Origin of the sequence: Methanoculleus sp. UBA208, assembly GCF_002498065.1 — an archaeon.
GTDB lineage: Archaea > Halobacteriota > Methanomicrobia > Methanomicrobiales > Methanoculleaceae > Methanoculleus.
This window is the reverse complement of record NZ_DAFZ01000115.1, coordinates 1,859-24,161: the sequence shown is the minus strand read 5'-3', so window position 1 is coordinate 24,161 and position 22,303 is coordinate 1,859. Positions and strand designations below refer to the sequence as shown.

At 63.0% G+C, this 22,303-nt stretch carries 26 protein-coding genes and 1 pseudogene; 20 read left to right on the top strand and 7 right to left on the bottom strand.

Annotated features, from left to right (window positions below; translation table 11 throughout):
- Nucleotides 1-183: pseudogene (locus BRA62_RS11985) on the bottom strand (hypothetical protein); the annotation flags it as partial.
- Nucleotides 184-293: 110 nt separating this feature from the next.
- On the opposite strand from BRA62_RS11985, the gene BRA62_RS11980 reads away from it, so the two are divergent.
- Nucleotides 294-575 (top strand): DUF5661 family protein, encoded by a 282-nt coding sequence (locus BRA62_RS11980; protein ID WP_292366926.1) that lies wholly within the window; start codon nt 294-296, stop codon nt 573-575.
- 5 nt (nt 576-580) lie between these two features.
- Here the strand turns inward: BRA62_RS11980 and BRA62_RS11975 are convergent, their stop codons facing one another.
- From BRA62_RS11975 to BRA62_RS11965, 3 genes are all read right to left on the bottom strand, one after another.
- Nucleotides 581-949 (bottom strand): hypothetical protein, encoded by a 369-nt coding sequence (locus tag BRA62_RS11975; RefSeq protein WP_292366924.1) that lies wholly within the window; start codon nt 947-949, stop codon nt 581-583.
- A 287-nt stretch (nt 950-1,236) separates the two neighbouring features.
- Nucleotides 1,237-1,824, bottom strand: a complete 588-nt coding sequence (locus tag BRA62_RS11970) for a GNAT family N-acetyltransferase (protein WP_292366922.1) — start codon at nt 1,822-1,824, stop codon at nt 1,237-1,239.
- Nucleotides 1,821-2,405, bottom strand: a complete 585-nt coding sequence (locus BRA62_RS11965; protein ID WP_292366920.1) for a GNAT family N-acetyltransferase — start codon at nt 2,403-2,405, stop codon at nt 1,821-1,823. The genes BRA62_RS11970 and BRA62_RS11965 overlap by 4 nt, the downstream gene beginning before the upstream one ends.
- 279 nt (nt 2,406-2,684) lie before the next feature.
- On the opposite strand from BRA62_RS11965, the gene BRA62_RS11960 reads away from it, so the two are divergent.
- The 6 genes from BRA62_RS11960 (at nt 2,685) to cgi121 (ending at nt 8,801) form a co-directional block, all read left to right on the top strand.
- The gene (locus BRA62_RS11960) at nt 2,685-3,710 is read left to right on the top strand and encodes a type II glyceraldehyde-3-phosphate dehydrogenase (protein ID WP_292366918.1); all 1,026 of its coding nucleotides are present in this window, start codon (nt 2,685-2,687) and stop codon (nt 3,708-3,710) included.
- Nucleotides 3,711-3,764: 54 nt separating this feature from the next.
- Nucleotides 3,765-4,712 (top strand): tyrosine--tRNA ligase, encoded by a 948-nt coding sequence (locus BRA62_RS11955; protein WP_292366916.1) that lies wholly within the window; start codon nt 3,765-3,767, stop codon nt 4,710-4,712.
- A 7-nt stretch (nt 4,713-4,719) separates the two neighbouring features.
- Nucleotides 4,720-5,496, top strand: a complete 777-nt coding sequence (locus BRA62_RS11950) for a serine protein kinase RIO (protein ID WP_292366914.1) — start codon at nt 4,720-4,722, stop codon at nt 5,494-5,496.
- Between the two features lie 23 nt (nt 5,497-5,519).
- Nucleotides 5,520-6,062, top strand: a complete 543-nt coding sequence (locus BRA62_RS11945; protein WP_292366912.1) for a KH domain-containing protein — start codon at nt 5,520-5,522, stop codon at nt 6,060-6,062.
- Nucleotides 6,063-6,138: 76 nt separating this feature from the next.
- The gene (locus BRA62_RS11940) at nt 6,139-8,277 is read left to right on the top strand and encodes an ATP-dependent DNA helicase (protein ID WP_292366909.1); all 2,139 of its coding nucleotides are present in this window, start codon (nt 6,139-6,141) and stop codon (nt 8,275-8,277) included.
- A gap of 5 nt (nt 8,278-8,282) precedes the next feature.
- Entirely contained in the window at nt 8,283-8,801 is a 519-nt protein-coding gene (gene cgi121 / locus BRA62_RS11935) for a KEOPS complex subunit Cgi121 (RefSeq protein ID WP_292366907.1), read from the top strand.
- Here cgi121 and BRA62_RS11930 read toward each other — a convergent pair.
- Nucleotides 8,792-9,289 (bottom strand): MogA/MoaB family molybdenum cofactor biosynthesis protein, encoded by a 498-nt coding sequence (locus tag BRA62_RS11930; RefSeq protein ID WP_292366905.1) that lies wholly within the window; start codon nt 9,287-9,289, stop codon nt 8,792-8,794. The two genes, cgi121 and BRA62_RS11930, sit on opposite strands and share 10 nt — an antisense overlap.
- 992 nt (nt 9,290-10,281) lie before the next feature.
- On the opposite strand from BRA62_RS11930, the gene BRA62_RS11925 reads away from it, so the two are divergent.
- The 9 genes from BRA62_RS11925 (at nt 10,282) to pdxT (ending at nt 18,023) form a co-directional block, all read left to right on the top strand.
- Nucleotides 10,282-11,565: an ORC1-type DNA replication protein gene (locus BRA62_RS11925; protein ID WP_292366903.1), complete on the top strand. Its 1,284-nt coding sequence runs from the start codon at nt 10,282-10,284 to the stop codon at nt 11,563-11,565.
- A gap of 4 nt (nt 11,566-11,569) precedes the next feature.
- A complete protein-coding gene (locus BRA62_RS11920) occupies nt 11,570-12,061 on the top strand; it encodes an Lrp/AsnC family transcriptional regulator (protein ID WP_292366901.1) in 492 nt (163 codons plus the stop codon).
- 11 nt (nt 12,062-12,072) lie between these two features.
- Nucleotides 12,073-13,233, top strand: a complete 1,161-nt coding sequence (locus BRA62_RS11915; RefSeq protein WP_292366900.1) for an aminotransferase class I/II-fold pyridoxal phosphate-dependent enzyme — start codon at nt 12,073-12,075, stop codon at nt 13,231-13,233.
- Nucleotides 13,234-13,928: 695 nt separating this feature from the next.
- A complete protein-coding gene (locus tag BRA62_RS11910; protein WP_292366898.1) occupies nt 13,929-14,939 on the top strand; it encodes an adenylosuccinate synthetase in 1,011 nt (336 codons plus the stop codon).
- A complete protein-coding gene (locus BRA62_RS11905) occupies nt 14,936-15,121 on the top strand; it encodes a methytransferase partner Trm112 (RefSeq protein ID WP_292366896.1) in 186 nt (61 codons plus the stop codon). Before BRA62_RS11910 ends, BRA62_RS11905 begins: the two co-directional genes overlap by 4 nt.
- An 8-nt stretch (nt 15,122-15,129) precedes the next feature.
- The gene (locus tag BRA62_RS11900) at nt 15,130-15,654 is read left to right on the top strand and encodes a DUF7524 family protein (protein WP_292366874.1); all 525 of its coding nucleotides are present in this window, start codon (nt 15,130-15,132) and stop codon (nt 15,652-15,654) included.
- On the top strand, nt 15,633-16,553 hold the full coding sequence (cbiB, locus tag BRA62_RS11895; protein ID WP_292366872.1) for an adenosylcobinamide-phosphate synthase CbiB: 921 nt from the start codon (nt 15,633-15,635) through the stop codon (nt 16,551-16,553). Before BRA62_RS11900 ends, cbiB begins: the two co-directional genes overlap by 22 nt.
- A 5-nt stretch (nt 16,554-16,558) precedes the next feature.
- The gene (pdxS, locus tag BRA62_RS11890; RefSeq protein ID WP_292366870.1) at nt 16,559-17,455 is read left to right on the top strand and encodes a pyridoxal 5'-phosphate synthase lyase subunit PdxS; all 897 of its coding nucleotides are present in this window, start codon (nt 16,559-16,561) and stop codon (nt 17,453-17,455) included.
- Nucleotides 17,445-18,023, top strand: coding sequence for a pyridoxal 5'-phosphate synthase glutaminase subunit PdxT (gene pdxT, locus BRA62_RS11885; RefSeq protein ID WP_292366868.1), 579 nt, complete (start codon nt 17,445-17,447; stop codon nt 18,021-18,023). Before pdxS ends, pdxT begins: the two co-directional genes overlap by 11 nt.
- An 8-nt stretch (nt 18,024-18,031) precedes the next feature.
- Here the strand turns inward: pdxT and BRA62_RS11880 are convergent, their stop codons facing one another.
- Nucleotides 18,032-18,394, bottom strand: coding sequence for an ArsR/SmtB family transcription factor (locus tag BRA62_RS11880; RefSeq protein WP_292366928.1), 363 nt, complete (start codon nt 18,392-18,394; stop codon nt 18,032-18,034).
- A gap of 250 nt (nt 18,395-18,644) precedes the next feature.
- Between BRA62_RS11880 and BRA62_RS11875 the strand changes: the two genes are divergently transcribed.
- Complete coding sequence (locus tag BRA62_RS11875) at nt 18,645-19,577, top strand: sulfite exporter TauE/SafE family protein (protein ID WP_292366866.1); 933 nt, start codon at nt 18,645-18,647, stop codon at nt 19,575-19,577.
- A gap of 215 nt (nt 19,578-19,792) precedes the next feature.
- Here BRA62_RS11875 and BRA62_RS11870 read toward each other — a convergent pair whose 3' ends face one another.
- Complete coding sequence (locus BRA62_RS11870; protein WP_292366864.1) at nt 19,793-20,176, bottom strand: ArsR/SmtB family transcription factor; 384 nt, start codon at nt 20,174-20,176, stop codon at nt 19,793-19,795.
- 271 nt (nt 20,177-20,447) lie between these two features.
- Between BRA62_RS11870 and BRA62_RS11865 the strand changes: the two genes are divergently transcribed.
- The 3 genes from BRA62_RS11865 to BRA62_RS11855 all read left to right on the top strand — a co-directional run.
- Nucleotides 20,448-20,597, top strand: coding sequence for a hypothetical protein (locus BRA62_RS11865; RefSeq protein WP_162492839.1), 150 nt, complete (start codon nt 20,448-20,450; stop codon nt 20,595-20,597).
- A 97-nt stretch (nt 20,598-20,694) separates the two neighbouring features.
- Nucleotides 20,695-21,600 carry a permease gene (locus BRA62_RS11860; RefSeq protein ID WP_292366861.1) on the top strand — a complete coding sequence of 302 codons (906 nt, stop codon included), beginning with the start codon at nt 20,695-20,697 and terminating at the stop codon, nt 21,598-21,600.
- A gap of 57 nt (nt 21,601-21,657) precedes the next feature.
- On the top strand, nt 21,658-22,303 hold a 646-nt coding region (locus BRA62_RS11855; protein WP_292366858.1), incomplete at its 3' end, for a permease.

The following is a 22,303-nucleotide window of genomic DNA, read 5'->3' as shown; positions in this document are numbered from 1 at the left end:
CCCTGCGAGCACCCCGAAGAGCACCAGGAGACCCTTCCCCGTCTCTCCGTTGCAGACCTGCCCGAGCCCCGGGAAGAGGAGGGAAAGGCCCGCCGCAAAGACCGGGTTCTTCTTCTCCCCCACGGGAGCATCTCCTCCCGCACCGGGGATGCCCGTTTTGTGGAGGTCAACCGGTTCCGCCATGGTTGTTCGTACGTGTACTGCTCTTTGGGGGAGGAAAGAGGTTCCGGCTTATCATCGCAATGCCGACAGGCTCATAACCCCGGGGAGCTATCCCTCGCCGAGGAACCTGCATGGCACGAAGAGACGTAACCCCCGAAGAAGCAGAGGCGATGGGCGAGCAGCTCGGCATCACCTGGAAGAAGTTCGACGTCGAACAGTTCCGGCGCGGCATGATCGTGGAGCTCGAGCACGGCCTCCACGACCCGGCGACGAACGTCACCGACGACGACCTCTTCCTGACGGCAAAGATAGCGCTTGCGCACTTAAACGAGTTCCCAGATTACTACGACCGGCTCGAGAAGATGGAGGAAGAGGCGGAGGCATACTGGGCGGAGCGAAAGGCTCAGGGCTGAGCCGGTCACCATGACGGCAGCCCTGCCGTGGCGGCCGAGAGCGCCGCAGGGGTGACCGGCAGGAGAAGAAGACCGGCCAGCCAGACCGCGAAGAAGAGAATGACGGCCGAAATGCTGCTGTCCCGGTACGGCACCGTGCCCCCGTTCATCCTCCGTGCGGTGGCGTAGGCGTCGCAGATCCCGAAGAGCCAGATGGCCGCCCCGGCGGGAGCGAAGGAGAGGCCTCCGATCAGCGTCCCGACGAGGATCAGCACGCCCCGCAGGAACTGCCCGTTGTATGCCTGGCCGAGCCCGAAGAAGACGGACGAGAGGAGGGCGGAAAATCCCGGGTTCTTTGATTCGGTGGTAACAGGAGGATTGATTCTGCTGGTCATAGGCACCGGCACCGGAAAGGGCTTCGTAATGATATATGTTTTGCGGCCGATGTGGGGACGGGCACCGGGGTTACGCCGTCTTTGCCGGGAGGTAAGGTTCCCGACGCCGCAGAGGCAACTGCCCGACTCTCTGTCCGGCGGAGGTCTGATTCAGTACGGGCGGATGCCTTTGGCGGGGCAGTAACAGAGTGGTGGGGCGAACCCCGTCCACATTCCCCATTACACCGTCGCGCCGGGGTTTAATAAATTTCCCGTACGGCAGGAGTGGGAGGGTTGAACCGGCCGGTTCAGTGTACCCGGCACTCCCGGATCGCCGGGACCGTGCACCGCTCCAGCCACTCGTCATGGAGAACTCCCCAGACGTCGACATCCTCAAAGACGCCCCATTTCCAGTCATGCTCCCGGAGATGCGCCTCGTGCACCATCCCGCACTTTTCCATCACCCGGCCCGACGCCGGATTCCTGGAAAAATGCATGGCATAAATCCGGTGCAGCCCGAGCACGGAGAACCCGTACTCGATCGTCGCCCGGGCAGCCTCGGTGGCATACCCCCGGCCCCAGCAGTGCCTCGCGACCCAGTAGCTGAGCTCCGCCCGCCCGTGACGGCGATTCACCTCCACGAGCCCGACTGCGCCGACAGGACCCTGCTCCTCCGGGCAGGTGACGGCGTAGACGACGTGCATCCCCTTCTCAAACCCCGAGCGGTGGGTGGCAATCCAGTTCTCAGCCGCTCCGTCGGGGTAGGGGTAGGGTATACCGAGAGCATGTGACGCGACCTCGTAGTCGCCGGCAAGCCGCTGCACCTCCGGGGCATCTGCGAGGGTGAACGGCCGCAGGAGCAGGCGGTCGGTTACGAGGGCGGGCTGTCCGGTCATAGGGGTGCCTTTACCGGCGGAGAGGGGATCTCTACCCCGGGACGGACGGACGGGTCCCGGAGGACCCCCCAGAGATCGACATCCTCATAGATGCCCCACTTCCGGACATGTTCCCTGAAGCGGCCTTCGCGGATCATCCCGCACTTTTCCATCACCCGGCCGGATGCAGGGTTGCGGGAGAAATGCATGGCATGGACCCGGTGCAGCCCGAGCACGGAGAACCCGTACTCGATCACCGCCCGGACCGCCTCGGTGGCATACCCCCGGCCCCAGCAGTGCTTCGCGACCCAGAACCCGAGTTCCCCGCGGACGTGAGCCGGGTCGATCCGCAGGCGGACACCGCCGATGAGGGGCCCCTCTCCGGCGAGCGTGACGGCGAAGGCTGCGGCGTCGCCGCGCTCGATGCCCTCGCGGAGGGAGGCGATCCATGCCTCGGCGAGGCCGTCCGGGTACGGATGGGGGAGGAGAGTCGTCGCGGCAACGGCGTAGTCTCCGCAGAGCCGCTGAACCGCACGGGCGTCCGCAAGGGTATACGGCCGCAGGAGCAGGCGGCCGGTTGCGAGGATGGGCTGTTTCTCCATGGATATATGCTCATGGCACCGGCCGGTTATAAATCCTGCCGCACTCTCCGGTCCTGCAGGAGGAGGCGGCCGGAAGATCTCCGGCAGGAGCCCCTCTCCCCTGCTTGCTGCCTGCGTGAAGGAACCCATTAATACCTTGAGGTCTCTCTTTCGCGACTTAATCGGCCTGATGGGGATAAAGAGCACTCCGGAATCCCTTTTGGCGATAAGAGCGCCTGATATCTTCGCTATTTCCAAACCAGCAACCTTTATTAATTTTTGTTCTGTATTCCAACATGCATGATCAAAGTCGCGATCAACGGGTACGGCACCATCGGTAAGCGAGTCGCCGATGCGGTCGCCGCACAGCCCGACATGGAAGTGATAGGGGTCTCAAAGACCAGCGTCTCCGCCGAGGCGTACATCGCAAAAGAGCGCGGGTATCCTCTTTACATTGCAGATCTCGGCAAAAAGCAGGCGTTCGAGAAGGCCGGCATCGAGGTCGCCGGCGACGTCGATGCGATGCTGAAAGCCGCCGACATCATCGTGGACGCCACCCCCGGCGGCGTCGGGGAGAAGAACCGGCCGATCTACGAGAAACTCGGCAAAAAGGCGATCTTCCAGGGCGGCGAGGAGCACGAGGTCGCCGGGTTCTCCTTCAACGCCCACGCGAACTACAACGAGGCCGCAGGAAAGCAGTTCGCCCGGGTCGTCTCGTGCAACTCCACCGGGCTCGTCCGGGTCATCCACGCCCTGGACCAGGCCTTCGGCGTCGCGCGGGTCCGGGCGGTGATGGTCCGGCGCGGAGCGGACCCCGACGACATCAAGCGGGGACCGATCGACGCCATCGTCCTCAACCCGGCCACGATCCCGAGCCACCACGGCCCCGACGTCAGGACCGTCCTCCCGCAGATCGACATCGTCACCCTCGCGATGATCGTCCCGACGACGTTTATGCACATGCACACGATCCAGATGGACTTGAAGAAGGAGACCACCCGCGAGGAGGTGCTGAAGGTCTTTGAGGACCACAGCCGGATCGGCCTCGTCCGCAAGGCCACCGGAATCAAGAGCAACGCCCAGCTCCGTGAGTACACCCAGGACCTCGGCCGGCCGAGGACGGACCTCTGGGAGAACGGGGTCTTCGAGGAGTCGGTCTCGATCCTGAACGGCAAGGAGTTCTACTGCTTCCAGGCGATCCACCAGGAGGCCGACGTCATCCCGGAGAACATCGATTGCATCCGCGCCCTGATGGGAACCGTAAAAGATCCGGAAGAGTCCATCCGGATGACCAACGAAGCGCTCGGTCTCGTCGCTATCGGGTGAATGGAGAGCGGGGGAGGAAGAAGGATTAACTCTCCGGCAGACCCACTATTTTTAATGGATCCGTATGAACTGGTGACGCGGAATACGGTAGAGGTCGTCACCGACGAGGAACTGCGTGCGCTCATCGACCGTCCGGTCAGGCGGGTCTACACCGGCTATGAGCCGAGCGGGGAGATTCATCTCGGCCACATGGTGACGGTGAACAAGCTGATGGACCTGCAGCAGGCGGGGTTCGAGGTGACGGTGCTCATCGCCGACCTCCACGCGTTCCTGAACCGCAAGGGAACGATGGAAGAGATCCGGGAGACGGCCGAGTACAACCGCCGCTGCTTTGAGGGGCTCGGCCTCCGCGGCGCAAACTACGTCCTCGGCTCGGAAGTGCAGCTCACGCCGGAGTACGAGCTTGCCGTTCTCGAACTCTCCCAGGCGATCACCCTCAACCGGGCGAAGAGGAGCATGGACGAGGTCGGGCGGCAGATGGACAACCCGACGGTCTCCCAGATGGTCTACCCCATCATGCAGATGGTCGATATCGCGACGCTTGAGGTGGACGCCGCCGTCGGGGGGATCGACCAGCGAAAGATTCACATGCTCGCCCGGGAACACCTTCCCTCGATCGGGTATCCGGCGCCGGTCTGCATCCATACGCCGATCATCAACGGCCTCGACGGGAAGAAGATGTCGTCGTCGGCCGGAAACGTCATATCGGTCGCCGACTCCGAGGAGGATATCAAAAAGAAGATGAAGAAGGCGTTCTGCCCGCCCGAGGTCGAGAACAACCCGGTGCTGGAGATCCTGCGCTACCACGTCTTCCCCCGGGCGGGTGCGGTCGTCATCCGCCGGCCCGAGAAGTTCGGCGGCGACCGTGAGTTTGCCGCCTACGAGGACCTGGAACGAGCCTACGCGGCGGGCGAGATTCACCCGCTGGACCTCAAGAACGCCGCCGCAGCCCACCTCATCGATATCCTCGCCCCCGTACACGATTACGTCTGCAGCAGGTGATCCGGCCGTGGGTCAGAGAGACGAGCACGAGCGGTTCGACCGCAAGATAGAGGCGATGGGCGTCAGGATAAAAGACGCCGATACGGTGAAGGTACGGGACGACGTCTTCGACGAGGTCACCCTTCTCGCCCTCTACAAGCTCGTCCAGAAAAAACTGATCTCGGTCATCGGCGGGCCGATCAGCACCGGGAAAGAGGCGAACGTCTTCTACGGCGAGCGCGACGGGCGGGGGCTCGCCATCAAGATCTACCGTATCCAGACCGCGAATTTCAAGGCGATGGCCGAGTACCTGGCGGGGGACCGCCGGTTCTCGAGCGTCCGGGGGACGCGCAAGGGCCTTATCTTCGCCTGGACCAAAAAGGAGTTCAGCAACCTGGCCCGGGCGCACGAGGCGGGGATTCCGGCCCCCGAACCGCTCGCGTTCGACCGCAACATCCTCTTAATGGAGTTCCTGGGCGAAGACGAGATGCCGTATCCGCAGCTCCGGAACGCCGAGGTCGAGGATTACGGCGCGGTATACCGCGAGATCCTCGGCTACGTGGAGCGGCTCTACCGGGAGGCGCGCCTGGTTCACGCCGACCTCTCCGAATACAATATCCTCTACCACGAGAAACCATACCTGATCGATATGGGACAGGCGGTCACCCTGGATCACCCGCGGGCATCTGCGTTTCTGGTCCGGGATATCAAGAACCTCAATCGATATTTCTCCCGCTACTGCGACGTGCAAAACGAAGAGGAGATCATCAAAACGCTCGTCGGCACCGGACGCCGGGAGCCCTGAACACCGGAAGAAGGGATGCAACCATGACCATACAGGAGATGAAAGTTTCAACAGCGAGGATCGGTGTACTCATCGGCAAAAGCGGGTCCACGAAACGCGAGATCGAAGAGAAGACCGGGATAACCCTCCGGATCGACAGCGAGGAAGGACTGGTGACGCTCGAAGGGGAGGACCCCGTCGGCGTCATGACGGCGACGAACGTCGTCTCCGCGATCAACCGGGGGTTCTCGCCGGAGCGTGCGTTCCGTCTCCTCGACGATGAAGATATGATGCTCGATATCCTCGACCTTGCCGACCTTTCGGGGACGAACCGGCAGCTCGAACGGCTCCGGGGCCGGATCATCGGGAAGTCGGGAACGTCCCGCGCCCAGATCGAGGATATGACCGCGACAGAGATCTCGGTTCACGGCAAGACCGTCGCGATCATCGGTCTCCCGGATCAGGCCGAGACCGCGAGGAAAGCGATCGAGATGCTGATCCAGGGCGTGCCGCACGAGCATGTCTACGGGTTCCTCGACCGGAAGAAGAAGGAAGCCAAGCAGGCGATGCTGGAGTACTACTCGTGATGCGACCGGGCCGGACCGACCCTGCCCATGACAATACGGAAGATATGCGGTTTGCAGTGGAAATGAAGGGGTACACATGGAGATAGCCGATCTCCCCGTCCCGCCGGACCTCGCGGCCGGCTACATTGCCGGCGGGATCACGGAACTTTACCCGCCGCAGGCCGCCTGCGTCGAAGCGGGCCTTTTTTCGGGAAAGAACCTCCTCGTCGCCATCCCCACCGCGAGCGGCAAGACCCTGGTCGCCGAGATGGCGATGCACCATCAGGTGGCGAGGGGCGGCAAGTGCCTCTACATCGTTCCTTTGCGGGCGCTCGCGAGCGAGAAGTTCGAGGAGTTCTCGGGGAAAGGCCTCCGTGTCGGGATCGCGACCGGCGACTTCGATCGAAGAGACGAGTACCTGGGAAGGAACGATATCATCGTCGCGACGAGCGAGAAGGTGGACTCGCTCCTGCGGAACCGGACGCCGTGGCTTTCGGAGATCAGCCTGCTCGTCGTCGACGAGGTCCACCTGATCGACGACCCCTCCCGGGGAGCGACGGTCGAGATGGTGATCGCAAAACTCCGGCACAAGAACCCGGATATGCAGATCATCGCCCTCTCGGCGACCATCGGGAACCCTGCCGATCTCGCCGGGTGGCTGGACGCCGAACTCGTCGAGAGCGAGTGGCGGCCGGTCGACCTCCGGGAAGGGGTCTTCTTCGAGGACGGCATCAGGTTTGCCGACGACATCCGGGAGGTCGGGCGAAAGAGCAAGTACGAGGACCTGGACCTCGTCCTCGACACGGTCGCGGAGGGTGGGCAGTGCCTGGTCTTCGTCAGCTCGAGGAAGAACGCCGAAGCGTTCGCGAAACGCGCGGCATCGGGCTTAAAAATCGCAAACCCCGTCCTCGCCGGCTACGCTGATAAGATACGGTCGAGCGCCTCGACCGATATGGGAAAGACCCTCGCCGCCTGCGTCGCCCAGGGGGCGGCGTTCCACCACGCGGGGCTCTCGCGGGAGGAGCGCCAGCTCGTCGAGGCGGGGTTCCGCGAGGGGCAGATCAAGGCGATCGCCTCGACCCCGACGCTCGCGGCCGGCTTAAACCTCCCCGCCCGGCGGGTGATCGTCCGCGACTACCTCCGGTTCAACGCCGGGGAGGGGATGGTCCCGATCCCGGTCCGGGAGTACCGGCAGATGGCCGGGCGGGCCGGACGGCCGCGTCTCGACCCCTACGGCGAGGCCGTCCTGATCGCGAAGTCCGAGGAGATGGTCGACGAGCTCTTCGACTGCTACATCGAGGCGCCGGCGGAAGACGTCCGGAGCCGGTGCGCGGACGAGGCGGTCCTCTGCACCCATATCCTCTCGCTCATCGCCACCAACTTCGCCCGCGAACGCGGCGAGGTCCTGGGGTTCATGGACGGGACGTTCTACGCCCACCAGGGCGAGAGCCCGCGTGCGCTCTCGCGGGCGGTCGACCGGGTGCTTGAGTTCCTGCGCGAGAGCGAGATGATCACCGAGGTGGGGGAGTGGCTCGAGGCCACCGAGTACGGGTCGCTCGTCTCCCGGCTCTACATCGACCCGAGAAGCGCCGAGGTGATCGTGACGGCGATGACGGGCCGGAGAGAATACACCGATATCGGCCTTCTGCATCTCCTCTGCTCGACACCGGATATGCCGACGCTCTATGTCAGGAGAAACGACATGTACGCCCTCGACCGGTTCCTGGCCGACCACCGGGACGAACTCTGGACGGAGATCCCCTGGGACGCGGGCGAGGGGTTCGACCGGAGCCTCAAGACCGCGCTCCTCCTCGCCGACTGGGCCGATGAGGTGGGCGAAGACGTGATCTGCGAGCGCTACAGCGTCGGCCCGGGCGACGTCTACGGGATGGTGGAGAGCGTGGCCTGGCTGGTCCACGCGAGCCGGCAACTCGCCGGGCTCTTTGCCCCGCACCTCAAGGCCCCCATCGAGGAGATGGAACTCCGGACCAAACACGGCATCAGGAAGGAGCTCCTGCCGCTCATCAGGATCCGGGGGATCGGCCGGGTCCGGGCCCGCCGGCTCTTCAACAACGGTATCGACTCGATCGAGGCGCTCCGGGAAGCGGGGCCGGAGAAGGTCGGGAAGGTTCTCGGGCAGGGGATCGCCGCACAGGTCTTCGAGCAGCTCGATGGTGCCCGGGACGAGATCGGGAATGCCGGCGAGGAGCAGTCGACCCTTTCCCGGTTCGGGTGAACGAAATGACAGAGATAGCATGCGATACCTACCGGGCGGTCTTTACGGTCGACGAGAACGTCGTCTTTCTCCGAAAGGTCCGCGCGGCGGCCGACGAGTTCGGGACCCACATCATCCTCTTCGACGCCGACCGCCTTGCCGGGCGCGGCCACGTGGAGGCGGCGCTCCGGCACGCCTGGCGGTCGTGGACCCGGGGCGACCCGATCGCAAACTCAATCGAGATGGAGGCGCTCCTCTACGCCGCGGGAACCCGGCAGTGTCAGACGGCCTCGTCCTTCGGGATTCACCCGGGAGAGAACCGGTCGTACGTCGCCGTCTGCCCCCCGGCGCCCGGCGTCCGGGACCGCCTTGCCGGTCTCGTGCGGTTCGTCGATGACGACCCGGAGGAGGAGATCGATCCCGAGAAACGGGCGCGCCTCGCGGACCTCTTCGGGATCACCCCCGAGGAGGTCGCAGTGGTTGGGGAGGACCGGTTCCGCGAACTGGTGCTTGAGCGGGTGGCGCTCCTCGACGTCTACCGCTGACCCGACGAGGCGTGGTTGAGAATGTGCCGGACCTCGGGGATGATGATCTCCCGGGCGGCGAGGGTGACCGCCTTCGTCGAACCCGGGATGCAGAAGACCGCCCGGCCGTCGACGACGCCCGCGATCGCCCGCGAGAGGATCGCGGCTGTCCCGATCTCCTCGTAACTCTTCAGGCGGAAGAGTTCACCGAACCCGTCGATGGTCTTTGAGAGCAGCGGCGCGACCGCCTCGATGGTCACGTCGTCCGGGGTGAGCCCGGTGCCCCCGGTGACGATGACGCAGTTGGCACGCGAAAGCGCCGCCCGGACCTCGGAGCGGATCCGCTCCTGGTCGTCGGGGATGATGGCGTAGTGGGTCACCTCGATGCCGGCAGCGGTGAGGAGATCCACGAGCGCCTTTCCGCTGGTGTCGGTCTCGGGTTTCCGGGTCGAAGAGACGGTGATGACAGCACCGTTCACGATGAGGGGTTTTAGGTGGCTACTTTCCATATGGAATCTTCCAGTACCTCTGTACCGCGTATTTTACTTCTTTGTATCTCCCCGCGAAGCGGGATGCAATCCCCGACCCCTTTGTTTCGACTGGAACCATGACGGTTCGCCCCGGCCCGGGGGGAGGGGCGATGCAGGAAGGGAGGATGGGTTCCGTGGATCCCCGATGGCCGAATCCGGTTCATCCGAGATAGTTAACAGGATCCAGGCCGGCAGGAGAGTTTTTCGATCCGATCCGCCGGACCCGTTCAGGGGAGGAGATGCAACCTGCCTGGAACGATAACTCGATTCACCGGGACAGAAGCCTGGTCCCGGAGGAGTGCCGATCCGATCCGTCCGGGAGAGTAACCGGGGTCCTGACCAACGGTTGATCGGTCCGGCGACAGGGTGATCGGGGGTGGGTACCGTGCCATTCTCTTCTCACTCTGAACTCTTCCTCCCTGTTTTGTACCCTCATCTCCCCATTTTCGAACTTTTTTCTCCTGTTTCGTACATCTATCTCCCCATTTTCGAACTTTTTTCTCCTGTTTCATACCTGCATCTCCCCATTTTCAGACTTTCCCCTCCTGTTCCGTACGCCTATCCCTCCACCCTGGACAATTCTTTTCTGCACCGATCCTCTTCTTTCCTCGTTCTATGCTTCTGTTTACCTGTTCTGCAGCCGTTTTTTCCTGTCCTGTACATTTTCCATAAAATTATATAGTTTGAGTTGAAGAGGTACACATGACTATCGTCATCACTTTTTGATTGAATGATACGGGTCGTATCATCATCACTCTCCACACGAAACAAAGGGGTGGGGGCGATCCTGGATTTTCTCCCGGCATGTCCTCTGATACCGTCGCCATCCTGAACAGTTCATCGGCATCCCACCGGTATTCAACGGTCCTTTGTTCCACTGGAAACGAAGGGGTTATCTGTCCTGAAAACGATCATCTTAAGAGTCCTCGACACGAAAATTTCCTGTCCTGACAACCCCCTCCGGTGACATCATGTCGGACGATAAGACAAACCCAATGAGATTATTCAAAAAATACCTGACCAACAGGCGTATATTCAAGAACAGGGAAGTGCTCCGACACAGCTATCGTCCCCAGATCCTTCCTCACCGGAAACCGCAGATTGACGAACTCGCCTCCATTCTTGCGCCCGCCCTCACGAACGAGACTCCGTCAAACATCCTCATCTACGGCAAGACCGGGACCGGGAAGACGGCGTCGGCCCGGTACGTGGGAACGGAGCTCGAGAACGCCAGCGCACTCGCCGGGACGAAGTGCAGGATCGTACACCTCAACTGCGAAGTGATCGACACCCAGTACCGGGTCCTCGCCCAGATAGCGAACGGCCTCGACGACGCCGACGAGCACCCGAGCGACAGCAAGAGGAACCACATCCCCATGACCGGGTGGCCGACCGACCAGGTCTACGCGGAACTGAAGAACCAGCTCGAGAGCAGCGGTGGGGTCATGGTCATCATCCTCGACGAGATCGACAAACTCGTCAAGAAGAGCGGCGACGATACCCTCTACAACCTCACCCGGATCAACTCCGACCTCAAGTTCGCGAAAGTAAGCATTATCGGGATCTCAAACGACCTCCGGTTCACCGACTTCCTGGACCCCCGCGTCCTCTCTTCCCTCTCCGAGGAGGAGATCGTCTTCCCCCCCTACAACGCCCCGCAGCTCTGCGACATCCTCCAGCAGAGGGCCGATCTGGCGTTCGTCGAGGGAGCGCTCGGCGAGACGGTCATTCCGCTCTGTGCGGCGCTTGCGGCGCAGGAGCACGGCGACGCCCGGCGGGCGCTCGACCTCCTCCGGGTCTCTGGCGAACTCGCGGACCGTGAGAACGCCGCGACTGTGGATGAGAGGCATGTCCGGATGGCGCAGGAGAAGATCGAGACCGACAGCATGGTGGAGTGCATCTCCACCCTCCCGACCCAGAGCAAGGCGGTCCTCTACGCGATGCTGATCCTCGAGCAGATGGGCAAGAGGATCTTCACGAGCGGCGAGGTCACCGTGGTCTACCGCGAGATCGCCCGGATCATCGATCTCGACGTACTGACGCACCGCCGGATCACGGACCTCATCTCCGAGCTCAACATGCTCGGCGTCATCAACACCCGGGTCGTCTCGCGGGGCCGCTACGGCCGGACGAAGGAGATGTGGTTCGACGCAACGACGAGCAAGATCGAAGAGGTCGTCACGCGCGACCCGAGGCTCGACGACCCGAGGCTTAAGGAGCTCGACATCAACCGATTGAGAGCAATGTTCAGGTGAAGTTATGGACGAGAAGGACCGTATCCTCCTCCATCTCCTGGAGGAGAACTGCCGCACCCCGGTAAGCGAACTTGCGGTGCTGGCCGAGGTGAGTGAAGAGGATGTAAGGGACCGGATAAGCCGGCTGGAAGCGGCCGGCGCCATCCGCCGCTACAGCGTGGTCGTCGACTGGGAGCGGGCCGGCGACGGCAAGGTCACCGCGGTGATCGAGCTGAAGGTCTCGCCCGAGCGGGACTTCGGCTACGACCGGATCGCAGAACGGCTGACCCGGTTCCCGCAGGTCCGGTCGCTCCGGCTCATGACCGGGATCTACGACCTCCAGCTCCTGGTCGCCGGGCCGAGCATGCACGAGATTGCGCGGTTCGTATCCGAGCAGATCGCTCCGATGGACCGGATCCGGGAGACGGCGACGCACATCATCATGAAGACCTACAAGGAGAACGGCACCACCTTCGCCGAGCGCGAAGAGGTTGAGCGTCTCCCCTACTCGTTCTGAGGTGAGGTGCGTTGAGGGACTTCGTCTCGGAACGGGCCCGTGCCATACCCCCTTCGGGCATCAGGCGGTTCTTCGATATCGCCCAGACGATGGAGGACGTCATATCCCTGGGTGTCGGCGAACCGGACTTCGTGACCCCCTGGTGCGTCTGCGAGGCGTCCATCTACTCCATCGAGCAGGGGTCGACCGCCTATACCTCGAACAAGGGGACGCCCCAGCTCCGGGGCGCCATCAGCCGCTACCTCGATACCCGGTTTAACACCCGCTACGATGCCGACAAAGAGATCATCGTGACCTGCGGCGTCTCGGAAGCGGCCGACATCGCCATCCGGGCCGTCGTGGACCCGGGCGACGAGGTGCTCGTCGCCGAGCCCTGCTACGTCTCCTACATCCCCTGCGTCTCCCTCGCCGGCGGGATCCCGGTCTCCGTCCCCTGCAGGGCGGAGGACGAGTTCCGGCTGACGGCCGACGCGCTCGCGGAACGGATCACGCCGAGGACGAAGGTGCTCGTCGCAAACTTCCCGAACAACCCAACCGGCGGGGTGATGCAGGAGGCGGACTGGCGCGCCATTGCCGATCTCCTGGTCGACCACGACCTTCTCCTCATCAGCGACGAGGTCTACGCCGATCTCACCTACGACGGCGGCCACTTCTCGCCAGCGACGATCCCCGAACTCTTCGAGCGGACGATCACCTTGAACGGGTTCTCGAAGGCCTTCGCCATGACCGGGTGGCGGATCGGCTACCTCTGCGCTCCGGCCGAGATCGCCGCGGCGGCTTTAAAGATCCACCAGTACGTCGCGCTCTGCGCCCCCGTCATGGGGCAGATCGCGGCCTACGAGGCGCTCCGGATCGGGGAAGCCGAGAAGGACGCCATGGTCCGGGAGTACCGCCTCCGGCGGAACCTCTTCGTCGACGGGTTGAACAAGCTCGGTCTTTCCTGCCACGTCCCGAAGGGTGCGTTCTACGCTTTCCCCTCTGTGGAGAGCACCGGCATGACCGATACCGAATTTGCGGAGGCGCTTCTCCGCGAGCAGCACGTGGCGGTCGTCCCGGGAAGCGTCCTCGGGCCCTCGGGTGTCGGGCACCTGCGGTGCGCCTACGCGGTCTCGCGCGACGATCTCAAAGAGGCGCTCTCCCGTATGGGGACCTTTCTTGAATCGATAAAATAAAAATATCCCCATAAATATTCAAACGAAAATCGAAATTCTTTTATGGATAATCTCTGCCCGGGCAACTGATAGTTTGCTGTCCGACAGAAAAACGACGGATAGAGAACCCCTTTATTTCCACTGGAGATGTGGATTTATTCAGGGATTTTGGCCGGTCGGGATCCCGTCGTACCCGTATCGGGAATATGCATCCGGTCCCTCAAACCCCGGGCAGATCTTCGGGTTCGCATCCGCGCCCCGGTGACCGATCTGATTACAGATCACCATGCCGCTCCGGGGGAAAAACTCGATGTGACGGTCTGGAATATCCATGAAATTAAATTTCCACTGGAAATGAAGGGGTCCAGATCCCGGCGGCAACCGTGCCGGAGATGATCGGTAGATGCCGGGGTTGATATGCGATGGCCGCTGCCGCCGGAAATGCGGGACATGCGCGAATATCACAGCGCAATGCCGGAAGTGCATGCCCGGAACCCCGCGCCTGCCGGGAGACCCACCCGATCGGTGGTGATCCTTCTGTTGCCGGCGCTCCGGGGGACTCCGGTCCGCCCCTCCCTCCCGGGGCGCGAAACGGTGTGAAGCGGGCAGTGTACCGGTTGTCGGAACCCGGTTATGTTCAAGCGGGGTGGCAGCTCTCCCGGTGTCACATTGTAACGTTTATCACCCAGTATCGCTCCATCCTACTTGATAGAACAATGAGTTGTACTATTATCGTCGGCGGGTTCTTTGGTGACGAGGGAAAGGGAAAGATCGTAGCCCACATCGCTCATCAGGACAGACCATCCATCATCTCCCGGGGCGGTGTCGGCCCTAACGCAGGGCATACCGTCTGTGTCGGAGAGAAGGAGTACGGTGTCAGGATGGTCCCTTCGGGATTCGTCTACCAGGAAGCGGCCCTCATGGTCGGAAGCGGCGTGCTCGTCGATCCCCGGGTGTTCCTGCGGGAAGTCGATCTGCTCGGCGTCCGGGGCAGGATCTTTGTCGACGGGCGGTGCGGCGTCATCGAAGAGGAGCATATCGCCCGGGACAGGGCGAGCGGCCACCTCAGGGATAAGATCGGGAGCACCGGCACCGGGTGCGGTCCGGCGAACGCCGACCGCGTCCTCCGGACGTCCCGGCAGGCGAAAGACGTCCCGGAGCTCGCGGATTACATAACCGACGTGGCCCAAGACGTCAACAGCGCCCTGGACCGGGACGAGGTGGTCCTCCTCGAGGGGACCCAGGGCTTCGGCATTTCGCTCTACTTCGGGACCTACCCGTTCGTGACAAGCAAAGACACCTCCGCCTCGCAGATCGCCGCCGACAACGGCGTCGGCCCGACCCGGATCGACGACGTCATCGTCGTCTTCAAGGCCTACCCGACCCGGGTCGGCGAGGGTCCCTTCTCCACGGAGATGACGACGGAGCGGTCGCACGAGCTCGGCATCGAGGAGTTCGGCACCGTCACCCATCGCCAGCGCCGCATCGGCACCTGGGACGGGAAGATGGCCCGTTACTCGGCGATGATCAACGGGTGCACCCAGGCGGCGATCACCGGCATCGACCGGGTCGACCCGGCCTGTTTCGGCGCGACGGAGTACGATCAGCTGACCAAAGCGGCACAGGACTTCATCGCGCAGGCCGAAAAGGACATCGGCAAACCCGTCACCCTGATATCGACGGGTCCCGAGATGTCCCAGATCATCGATCTGAGGGGCGAGCGATGAGAAAAAACCTGCTGGAGATACTCTGCTGCCCGGTCTGCAAGGGCGAACTCGAACTGACCGTGACCGAAGAGAGCGGTGAGGAGGTGCTGGAAGGCACCCTCCGGTGCGCGGCGTGCAGCGTCGACTACCCCATCAACGAGGGCATCCCGAACCTCCTCCCGCAGACCGCCTGTGAGGACTGAGCTGACCGATGACGGAGATTCATCTCAACCGCCGGGGGATTAACTCCATCGAGGTTCCGGACGAGGTCGAGGCGATGCCGGGGAGCGACCTTGTCCTCCATATCGTCAACCACGGGTCACCGCTCCACATCACCCTCGCCTCAACGAACTCCTCGATCTTCACCGGTTTTTTCCACGAGAACCTCTACGTGAACGGGGACGAGGAGTTCCGCATCCCCATCCGGGAGGACGCCTACCCCGGGGTCTTCAACGTCGAGGTGATCGCCGGGTACGGCGCCAAAAGAGCGGAGTTCCGGGTCGTCGTCAGGGAGCGGGCGGCACCGAAGCGCGAACCGGTCGAGATCCCGGCGGCCCCGGCCGCCCCGGCGGTCCCGTTCCGGTGGGGCTCCTCCGTCCCGATCCTCGCCCTCGTTGCCGCCGCCCTGGTGCTCTACGGGCTGTGGTTCGCACTAAGGGTTGATCTCTTGAACGCCGCTGCATTCGCGGCGCTTTTACTCGGGTTCATCCTTACATGGCTGCGGCAGCGGTCGTAGTCGCCGCGTCGCTGCTGGTGGACCGGCTGATCGGCGACCCGCACTCACGGCATCACCCGGTGGCACTCCTCGGCCGGTTCATCGGGTGGTGGGGAGTCCCGGACCGCTACCCGGTTCGTATCCAGCGATCGATCGGGGTCGCGGGGGCCGTTCTGACCGTGGCCCTCTTTGCCGCACCCTTCGCGCTCGTCGAATTCGTGGCTCCCTGGTACCTCTATTTCCTCCTCGCGCCCCTCCTCCTCAAGGCCTGTCTTGCCTGGCGGGCGCTCGAGGAGCATGCCGCCGCCGTGGTCCGGGCGCTTGAGAGCGAGAGCATCGATGCGGGCCGCTCGACAGTCGGGATGATGGTGAGCCGGGATACGGCGCGCCTCGATCCCGAGCACGTCCTCTCGGCCGCCTACGAATCGATGACGGAGAACCTGGTGGACAGCATCGTCTCCCCGCTCTTCTACTTCGGGCTCTTCGGGCTCGCCGGGGCCGCAGCCTTCCGGGCGGTCAACACCCTGGACGCCATGCTCGGCTACCGGGACGAGCGGGCCCGGATCGGGTGGTTCCCGGCCCGCATCGACGATATCGCAAACTTCATCCCGGCGCGGCTGACCGGCCTCATCCTCCTTGCCTACTTCGCGGCGAAAGGCCGGTTCACCCCGGCATGGGCGGCGCTGTGCCGGGATAGAAAGAAGCGGCCGGGGTTCAACGGCGGGATCCCGATGGCCGTCATCGCCGGCGGCGTCGGCGTCCGGCTCGAAAAGCCCGGTTTCTACACGATCGGCGATGCGGAGCGGACGCTCGCGGAGGCGGGCGCCGAGATCGTCCGCGCGGTCCGGGCGGCGACGATCATCTTCGCCCTCGCCGAGATCGCCGCACTATTTTTATTGGGGTTCATGAGCTATACATAAGAGTAATGAAACTCGAGGAACTGAGATTTGGCACCGAGCTGATCAAGCGCGGCTTTGCGTCGATGCAGAAAGGCGGCGTCATCATGGACGTCGTCAACGCAGAGCAGGCCGAGCTCGCCGAGGAGGCCGGTGCCGTCGCCGTCATGGCGCTTGAGAGAGTCCCTGCCGATATCAGAGCGGCCGGGGGCGTGGCCCGCATGGCCGACCCGCAGAAGATTGTCGAGATCATCGATGCGGTCTCCATCCCGGTGATGGGGAAGGCCCGGATCGGCCACTTCGTCGAGGCCCAGATCCTGGAGGCGCTCGGTGTGGACATGGTCGACGAGAGCGAGGTGCTGACCCCGGCGGACGAGCAGTTCCATATCGATAAGGCCCATTTTTCAGTCCCGTTCGTCTGCGGCGCCCGGAATCTCGGGGAGGCGCTGCGCCGCATCAACGAGGGTGCGGCGATGATCCGGACGAAGGGCGAGGCCGGCACCGGCAACGTCGTGGAGGCGGTCCGCCACATGCGGGCGATCATGGGCGGGATCCGGGCGCTGAAAGGGATGGACAGCCAGGAGCTCGCCGACCGGGCCCGCGAGATCGAGGCGCCGGTGGAACTCGTCATCGAGTGCGCAAACCTCGGCCGCCTTCCCGTCGTGAACTTCTCCGCCGGCGGCATCGCTACGCCGGCCGACGCGGCGTTGATGATGCAGCTCGGGGCCGACGGGGTCTTCGTCGGGTCGGGCATCTTCAAGTCCGCAGACCCCGAGACGACCGCCCGGGCGATCGTGGAGGCGGTGAACCACTATGATGACCCGAAGGTCATCGGCGAGGTGAGCAAGGGTCTCGGCGAGGCGATGAAGGGCCTCGACGTCCACATGCTCCGCGAAGAAGAGGTGCTGCAGACCCGTGGGCGTTAAGGTCGGGGTTCTCGCGCTCCAGGGCGACGTCGCCGAGCATATCGGGGCGTTCCGCGAGGCTCTCGCCGACCGGTCGGGCTCATCGGTCGCAGCGGTCCGGCGCGCGGAAGACCTTGCAGGGCTCGACGCACTTGCGATACCGGGCGGGGAGTCCACCACCATCTCCCGGCTGATCGGGAAGAACGGAATGTACGAGCCGCTCGCGGAGTTCGCGGGCGGAGTATTCGCCACCTGTGCGGGGATGGTTCTTTCGGCGGACCGGGTGGACGATCCGCGGGTGCGGACCTTGAACCTCATCCCGATGCACGTGGCGCGAAACGCCTTCGGGCGGCAGGTCGACTCCCGCGAGGCTCTTTTAGATGTAGCGGGGCTGACCGAACCCTTCCGGGCAATCTTCATCCGGGCGCCGGTAGCGACGGACGTCGGCTCCGGCGTCGAGGTGCTTGCCCGCATCCCGGAGGGGATTGTTGCCGTCAGGAGCGGCCGGCACATGGCGTTCGCCTTCCACCCGGAGCTCGGCGGTGACCTGCGCCTGCACCGGATGTTTCTTGAGGGGCTTGGGGTATAGGCCCCGATTCACTCTTTTTCCCGGTCTTTGGCGGCGCGTATCCGCCGCACCCATAGAGTGTCCCCGAGATCGGTGAGGCTGTAGATGATCCAGTTGCCCTGCGCCTCGCCGGTGATCAGTCCCGCCTTCTTCAGGACGGAGAGGTGGTAGGATAACTTCGAGTCCGCTATCCCGAGCACCGCCTTGATGACGCAGACGCAGAGCGGCTGGACGGCGAGCATCGCGAGGATCTTTAAGCGGAGGGGGTCGGCGAGTGCGCGAAAGAGGACGCTCTCCCTTTCCAGGGCCTCGTCCCCCGGCAGCCGCTCCATCAGTCCCGTGATGCCGCCGCACCGGCAGAGCGCCTCCTCGATCCCTTCCGGGAGGGCCATCGATTCCTGCCTGCGCGTAGTGTTCTTTTCCAACCCGGACTCAGACCCCATGTTTCAAGCAATTATGAAATGGCAGCCGATATATAGACACCGATCCGCCGGGAAAGCCTGCGCTGCCCCACCGGCTAATTCCTCTTTTTCCACCCCCGGCCGGACCTATTTCAAATATTGCAGAAACCCTCACCATAATGTCGACATGCAGCCAACCTGAGGTTCAAACAAATTTAAAATACCCTCCGGATGTGATCGAATGGCTGAAAAAGTAACCGAGAGCGTTGATATTGCCAGTGTATTGAAAAAGTACGCGCCGACAATCGTTCTGTTAGCAATCATCGTCGGCCTGACCGTATGGTCCTTTTCAACAGGCATGGCGGCAAAAGAAGGAGCGCCCGCTATCACGTTAACGGCGGCAGTCCTGCTCATTGTTGTCGGACTGGCCGCCGGAATGCTTGGCGGAATCATTGGGACCGGCGGCTGCAGTGTCATGTTGCCGATCCTCCATTTTTACCTGGGGTATCCGGTGCCCATCGCAATCGGTACCACGCTGTTCGCTGTCATCTTTACAGCGATATCCGGGGGATACGGCCATCTGATACGGAAAAACCTGGATGTAAAAACTACCCTATGGCTTGGTGGGTTTGGCATAATCGGCGTGATTGCCGGTTCGTATGCCTTCAACCTGCTCTCGGATCAGACGGCCCTTCTGGGACTGATACTCGGTATAGCGTTCCTTCTGCCTGCGGTTCGCATGATTCTCGAAGGGGTTGCGCATCGAAAGAAAAGCCAGCCGGAAGGAAACGTCATCCCCGGTTCAGAGGGGAGAAAAGGGCTGTTCGGGTTTGTCGTCGGTATTCTGACGGGGCTTGTCGGACTGGGCGGAGGATATGCCCTTGTTCCCGGTCTGATCTACCTGTTTAACGCGCCGGTGTACGTCACAATGGGAACGTCACTGGCAACGATGATCCCCCTGGCCGTCGTCGGTGGAGGCATCAAGCTCGCAGAGGGATACGTTGCAATCGGCGCTGCATTGATCCTGGCCGCAGGAACGATCGTGGGCGCACAGCTCGGTGCTGCCGTCATCAAGAAATTCCACCCGGCAACGTTGAAACTGATCTTCGGCGTCTACTTTTTGTACGTCTCTGTGAAGTTTATACTGGCCTACTTCGGAATTGCAATATTTTAGCGCGAGATCCGGACCTCGGTGCCATCCCCTCGCAGTTACGATGGGGGAGCTTATCTCCGGCCAGGTGGACGGTTCCCGGTTGCGAACCCTGCCCCCATCCCGGGCGGAGGATAGTGGCGGTCCGGAGAGACCTGCACACCGCGTTCGCGTTCCAACCGGGGCTCGGTGGCAGGGCCTGTACCGGGTGTTGTATAGATCCCCGGATGTGCCTGTTTTCAACTCCGGGCGTTGCCTGCTATCTGCTGCGCCCAGGCGGTGCCTTCACCGGTCAGCCGGTAGATGATCCAGTTCCCCTGCGCCTCGCCGACGATCAGCCCGGCTGTCTTCAGGACCGAGAGATGGTAAGATAACTTTGAATCCGCTATCCCGAGCACTACCTTGATGACACAGACACAGAGCGGCTGCACGGCAAGCATCGCGAGGATCTTGAGGCGGAACGGGTCGGCGAGTGCTCGAAAGAGGGCGCTCTCCCGTTCCAGGATGCCCTCCTCCGGCAACTGCTCCACCAGCTCCGCGATCCCGCCGCACTGGCAGAGCGACTCCTCGACGTCGGGAGGAAGGGACAGGGATGCGCCCCGGTATATTTCGTCTTCTGTCATCGGGGTGTCACACTCATTATTTCAGGGTAACATGAAATGGAGATGCCTATAACTTTTCGACGCTACCATACGGATACGAACCGGTTGTAAGACCGCAGAGGAAAAACGTCGGTGTTATCAGCGGTGGCAGAGCAGCACGGCTCATCCTGACGGGGCTCTACCACAAGCCCGCCGGTTGACCCCCGCGTCAACTCTTTTTGAAACCAGAACATTTATCGGGTGGCGTCACCACACTATTTCAAATAATGTTGAAACGCTGGAGCGTAGCACCATGACGGACGACACCAGCAAAAACCGGAAGGAGGGCATCGCCGGACGGATCAAGAACCTTTTTGCACCGGAGAGCGACTGCGGCTGCGGCGGCGGCTGCTGCGGCAACGTAAAGATTGTGCCGAAGAAGACGGACGAGAAGAAGGAGTGACCGGAAGCGGAGCATGGCAGGCGTATGGGTGAGGAGTTCCGTGCCCGGGCGGCGTACGGCCCTCAGGAGAGGGAACAGGGCAGGCGAGTGAGCGACCATGGATACCGCTTCGAACCTGATCACCGCCGGAGAGTTTTTCGTCGTCATCGCCGGGGAACTGGTTCTGCTATTTGTGGGGATCACCTTCCTGGTCGGGCTCCTCCAGGCCTACATTCCCGAAGAACGGATCCGGAGCGTGCTCGCCGGGAGGCGACAGGGTGCCGGGAATGTCCTTTCTGCCGGGTTCGGGGCGCTCACCCCGTTCTGCTCCTGCTCGACGATCCCGATCCTGCTCGGCCTCCTCGACATCGGGATCCCGTTCGGGGTCTGCATGTCGTTCCTGCTCGCGTCCCCGCTCTTAAACCCGGTGATCCTCGCCCTTCTCGTCGCGCTCGTCGGGGTCGTCCCGACCGCCATCTACGCCGTCTTCACCCTCACGGCCGCAGTCGTGCTCGGCTGGCTCCTCGGCCGGCTCGGCTACGCCCGCTATGTGAAGGACGTCATGGTCGAAGGGAGGCCGGAACCGTGCGACTGCAACAGCAGCCACGGCACCCGCATCCGGGGGGCGTTCTCCTTCGCGGTCAGTCTCTTCCGGCAGGTGCTCCCCTACCTCCTGCTCGGCGCCGGGATCGGTGCATTCATCTACGGGTTCATCCCCGAAGACCTGATCGTCGCGGTCGCGGGGCCGGACAACCCCCTCGCCATCCCGGTGGCAGCAGTGATCGGGGTGCCGATGTACATCCGGGCGGAGACGCTCATCCCGATCAGCGCCGTCCTCCTCGAGAAGGGGATGGGTATCGGGGCGGTCATGGCTCTGATCATCGGCGGCGCGGGGGCGAGCATCCCGGAGGTGACGCTGCTTGCCGCGATCTTCGAGCGGCGTCTTCTGGTCACCTTCGTGGCGGTCATCCTCGGGGTTGCCGTCCTCGCCGGCGTGGCCTTCCAGGCCCTTGCCGTCATCTGAGTTGAAGATAGAATAAAACAGTAAGAGACCATCAGACCACAACGAAAGGAAAAGACCATGATTGACCTACTCATCGGCGCTCTTGCGTCGGGGCTCGCGGCAGTGCTCGATTACCTCTCGGCACACGTCCTCACCTGCCTGGTCCCGGCGTTCTTCATCGCCGGGGCCATCGCGGCTTTCGTCAAGAAAGAGGCGATCCTGAAGTACTTCAGCCCGGACACGCCCAAACACATCTCCTACGGGATAGCATCGGTATCGGGGACGATTCTTGCCGTCTGCAGCTGCACCATCCTGCCGATATTTGCCGGCATCCTCAAGAAAGGGAGCGGCATCGGCCCCGCGACGACGTTTCTCTTTGCCGGACCGGCCATCAACATCCTCGCGATCATCTACACCGCCCGGGTGCTCGGGTTCGACCTCGGGATAGCACGGGCGGTCTTTGCGGTCGTGCTCGCCATCGTCATCGGGCTTTTCATGGCGCTGATCTTCCGGTCGACCGATATCGAGACGCTCAAGCAGAGGGCGATGGCGCCGAGCGTCGCCGGGGCGTGCGAGGAGGAGAAACCACGCTGGGTCACGCCCGCGTTCTTCGCCCTCCTGGTCGGGGTGCTGGTCTTCGGGGCGTCGCAGCTCGAGTGGGCGCTCCGGCTCGGCATCGTCTACATTCTCACGCTTGCGATCGCCGTCCTCCTCATCTACTATT

Excerpts from the sequence above, each read along its gene's own strand:
- BRA62_RS11860 (WP_292366861.1), top strand. The coding sequence starts at position 20,695 with ATGGATACCGCTTCGAACCTGATCACCGCCGGAGAGTTTTTCGTCGTC.
- BRA62_RS11910 (WP_292366898.1), top strand. The coding sequence starts at position 13,929 with ATGAGTTGTACTATTATCGTCGGCGGGTTCTTTGGTGACGAGGGAAAG.
- BRA62_RS11925 (WP_292366903.1), top strand. The coding sequence starts at position 10,282 with ATGTCGGACGATAAGACAAACCCAATGAGATTATTCAAAAAATACCTG.
- BRA62_RS11900 (WP_292366874.1), top strand. The coding sequence starts at position 15,130 with ATGACGGAGATTCATCTCAACCGCCGGGGGATTAACTCCATCGAGGTT.
- BRA62_RS11945 (WP_292366912.1), top strand. The coding sequence starts at position 5,520 with ATGACCATACAGGAGATGAAAGTTTCAACAGCGAGGATCGGTGTACTC.
- BRA62_RS11975 (WP_292366924.1), bottom strand. The coding sequence starts at position 949 with ATGACCAGCAGAATCAATCCTCCTGTTACCACCGAATCAAAGAACCCG.
- BRA62_RS11865 (WP_162492839.1), top strand. The coding sequence starts at position 20,448 with ATGACGGACGACACCAGCAAAAACCGGAAGGAGGGCATCGCCGGACGG.
- BRA62_RS11960 (WP_292366918.1), top strand. The coding sequence starts at position 2,685 with ATGATCAAAGTCGCGATCAACGGGTACGGCACCATCGGTAAGCGAGTC.
- cbiB (WP_292366872.1), top strand. The coding sequence starts at position 15,633 with ATGGCTGCGGCAGCGGTCGTAGTCGCCGCGTCGCTGCTGGTGGACCGG.
- cgi121 (WP_292366907.1), top strand. The coding sequence starts at position 8,283 with ATGACAGAGATAGCATGCGATACCTACCGGGCGGTCTTTACGGTCGAC.
- BRA62_RS11905 (WP_292366896.1), top strand. The coding sequence starts at position 14,936 with ATGAGAAAAAACCTGCTGGAGATACTCTGCTGCCCGGTCTGCAAGGGC.
- BRA62_RS11930 (WP_292366905.1), bottom strand. The coding sequence starts at position 9,289 with ATGGAAAGTAGCCACCTAAAACCCCTCATCGTGAACGGTGCTGTCATC.
- BRA62_RS11940 (WP_292366909.1), top strand. The coding sequence starts at position 6,139 with ATGGAGATAGCCGATCTCCCCGTCCCGCCGGACCTCGCGGCCGGCTAC.
- BRA62_RS11870 (WP_292366864.1), bottom strand. The coding sequence starts at position 20,176 with ATGACAGAAGACGAAATATACCGGGGCGCATCCCTGTCCCTTCCTCCC.
- BRA62_RS11875 (WP_292366866.1), top strand. The coding sequence starts at position 18,645 with ATGGCTGAAAAAGTAACCGAGAGCGTTGATATTGCCAGTGTATTGAAA.
- BRA62_RS11955 (WP_292366916.1), top strand. The coding sequence starts at position 3,765 with ATGGATCCGTATGAACTGGTGACGCGGAATACGGTAGAGGTCGTCACC.
- BRA62_RS11970 (WP_292366922.1), bottom strand. The coding sequence starts at position 1,824 with ATGACCGGACAGCCCGCCCTCGTAACCGACCGCCTGCTCCTGCGGCCG.
- BRA62_RS11920 (WP_292366901.1), top strand. The coding sequence starts at position 11,570 with ATGGACGAGAAGGACCGTATCCTCCTCCATCTCCTGGAGGAGAACTGC.
- BRA62_RS11980 (WP_292366926.1), top strand. The coding sequence starts at position 294 with ATGGCACGAAGAGACGTAACCCCCGAAGAAGCAGAGGCGATGGGCGAG.
- BRA62_RS11880 (WP_292366928.1), bottom strand. The coding sequence starts at position 18,394 with ATGGCCCTCCCGGAAGGGATCGAGGAGGCGCTCTGCCGGTGCGGCGGC.
- BRA62_RS11965 (WP_292366920.1), bottom strand. The coding sequence starts at position 2,405 with ATGGAGAAACAGCCCATCCTCGCAACCGGCCGCCTGCTCCTGCGGCCG.
- pdxS (WP_292366870.1), top strand. The coding sequence starts at position 16,559 with ATGAAACTCGAGGAACTGAGATTTGGCACCGAGCTGATCAAGCGCGGC.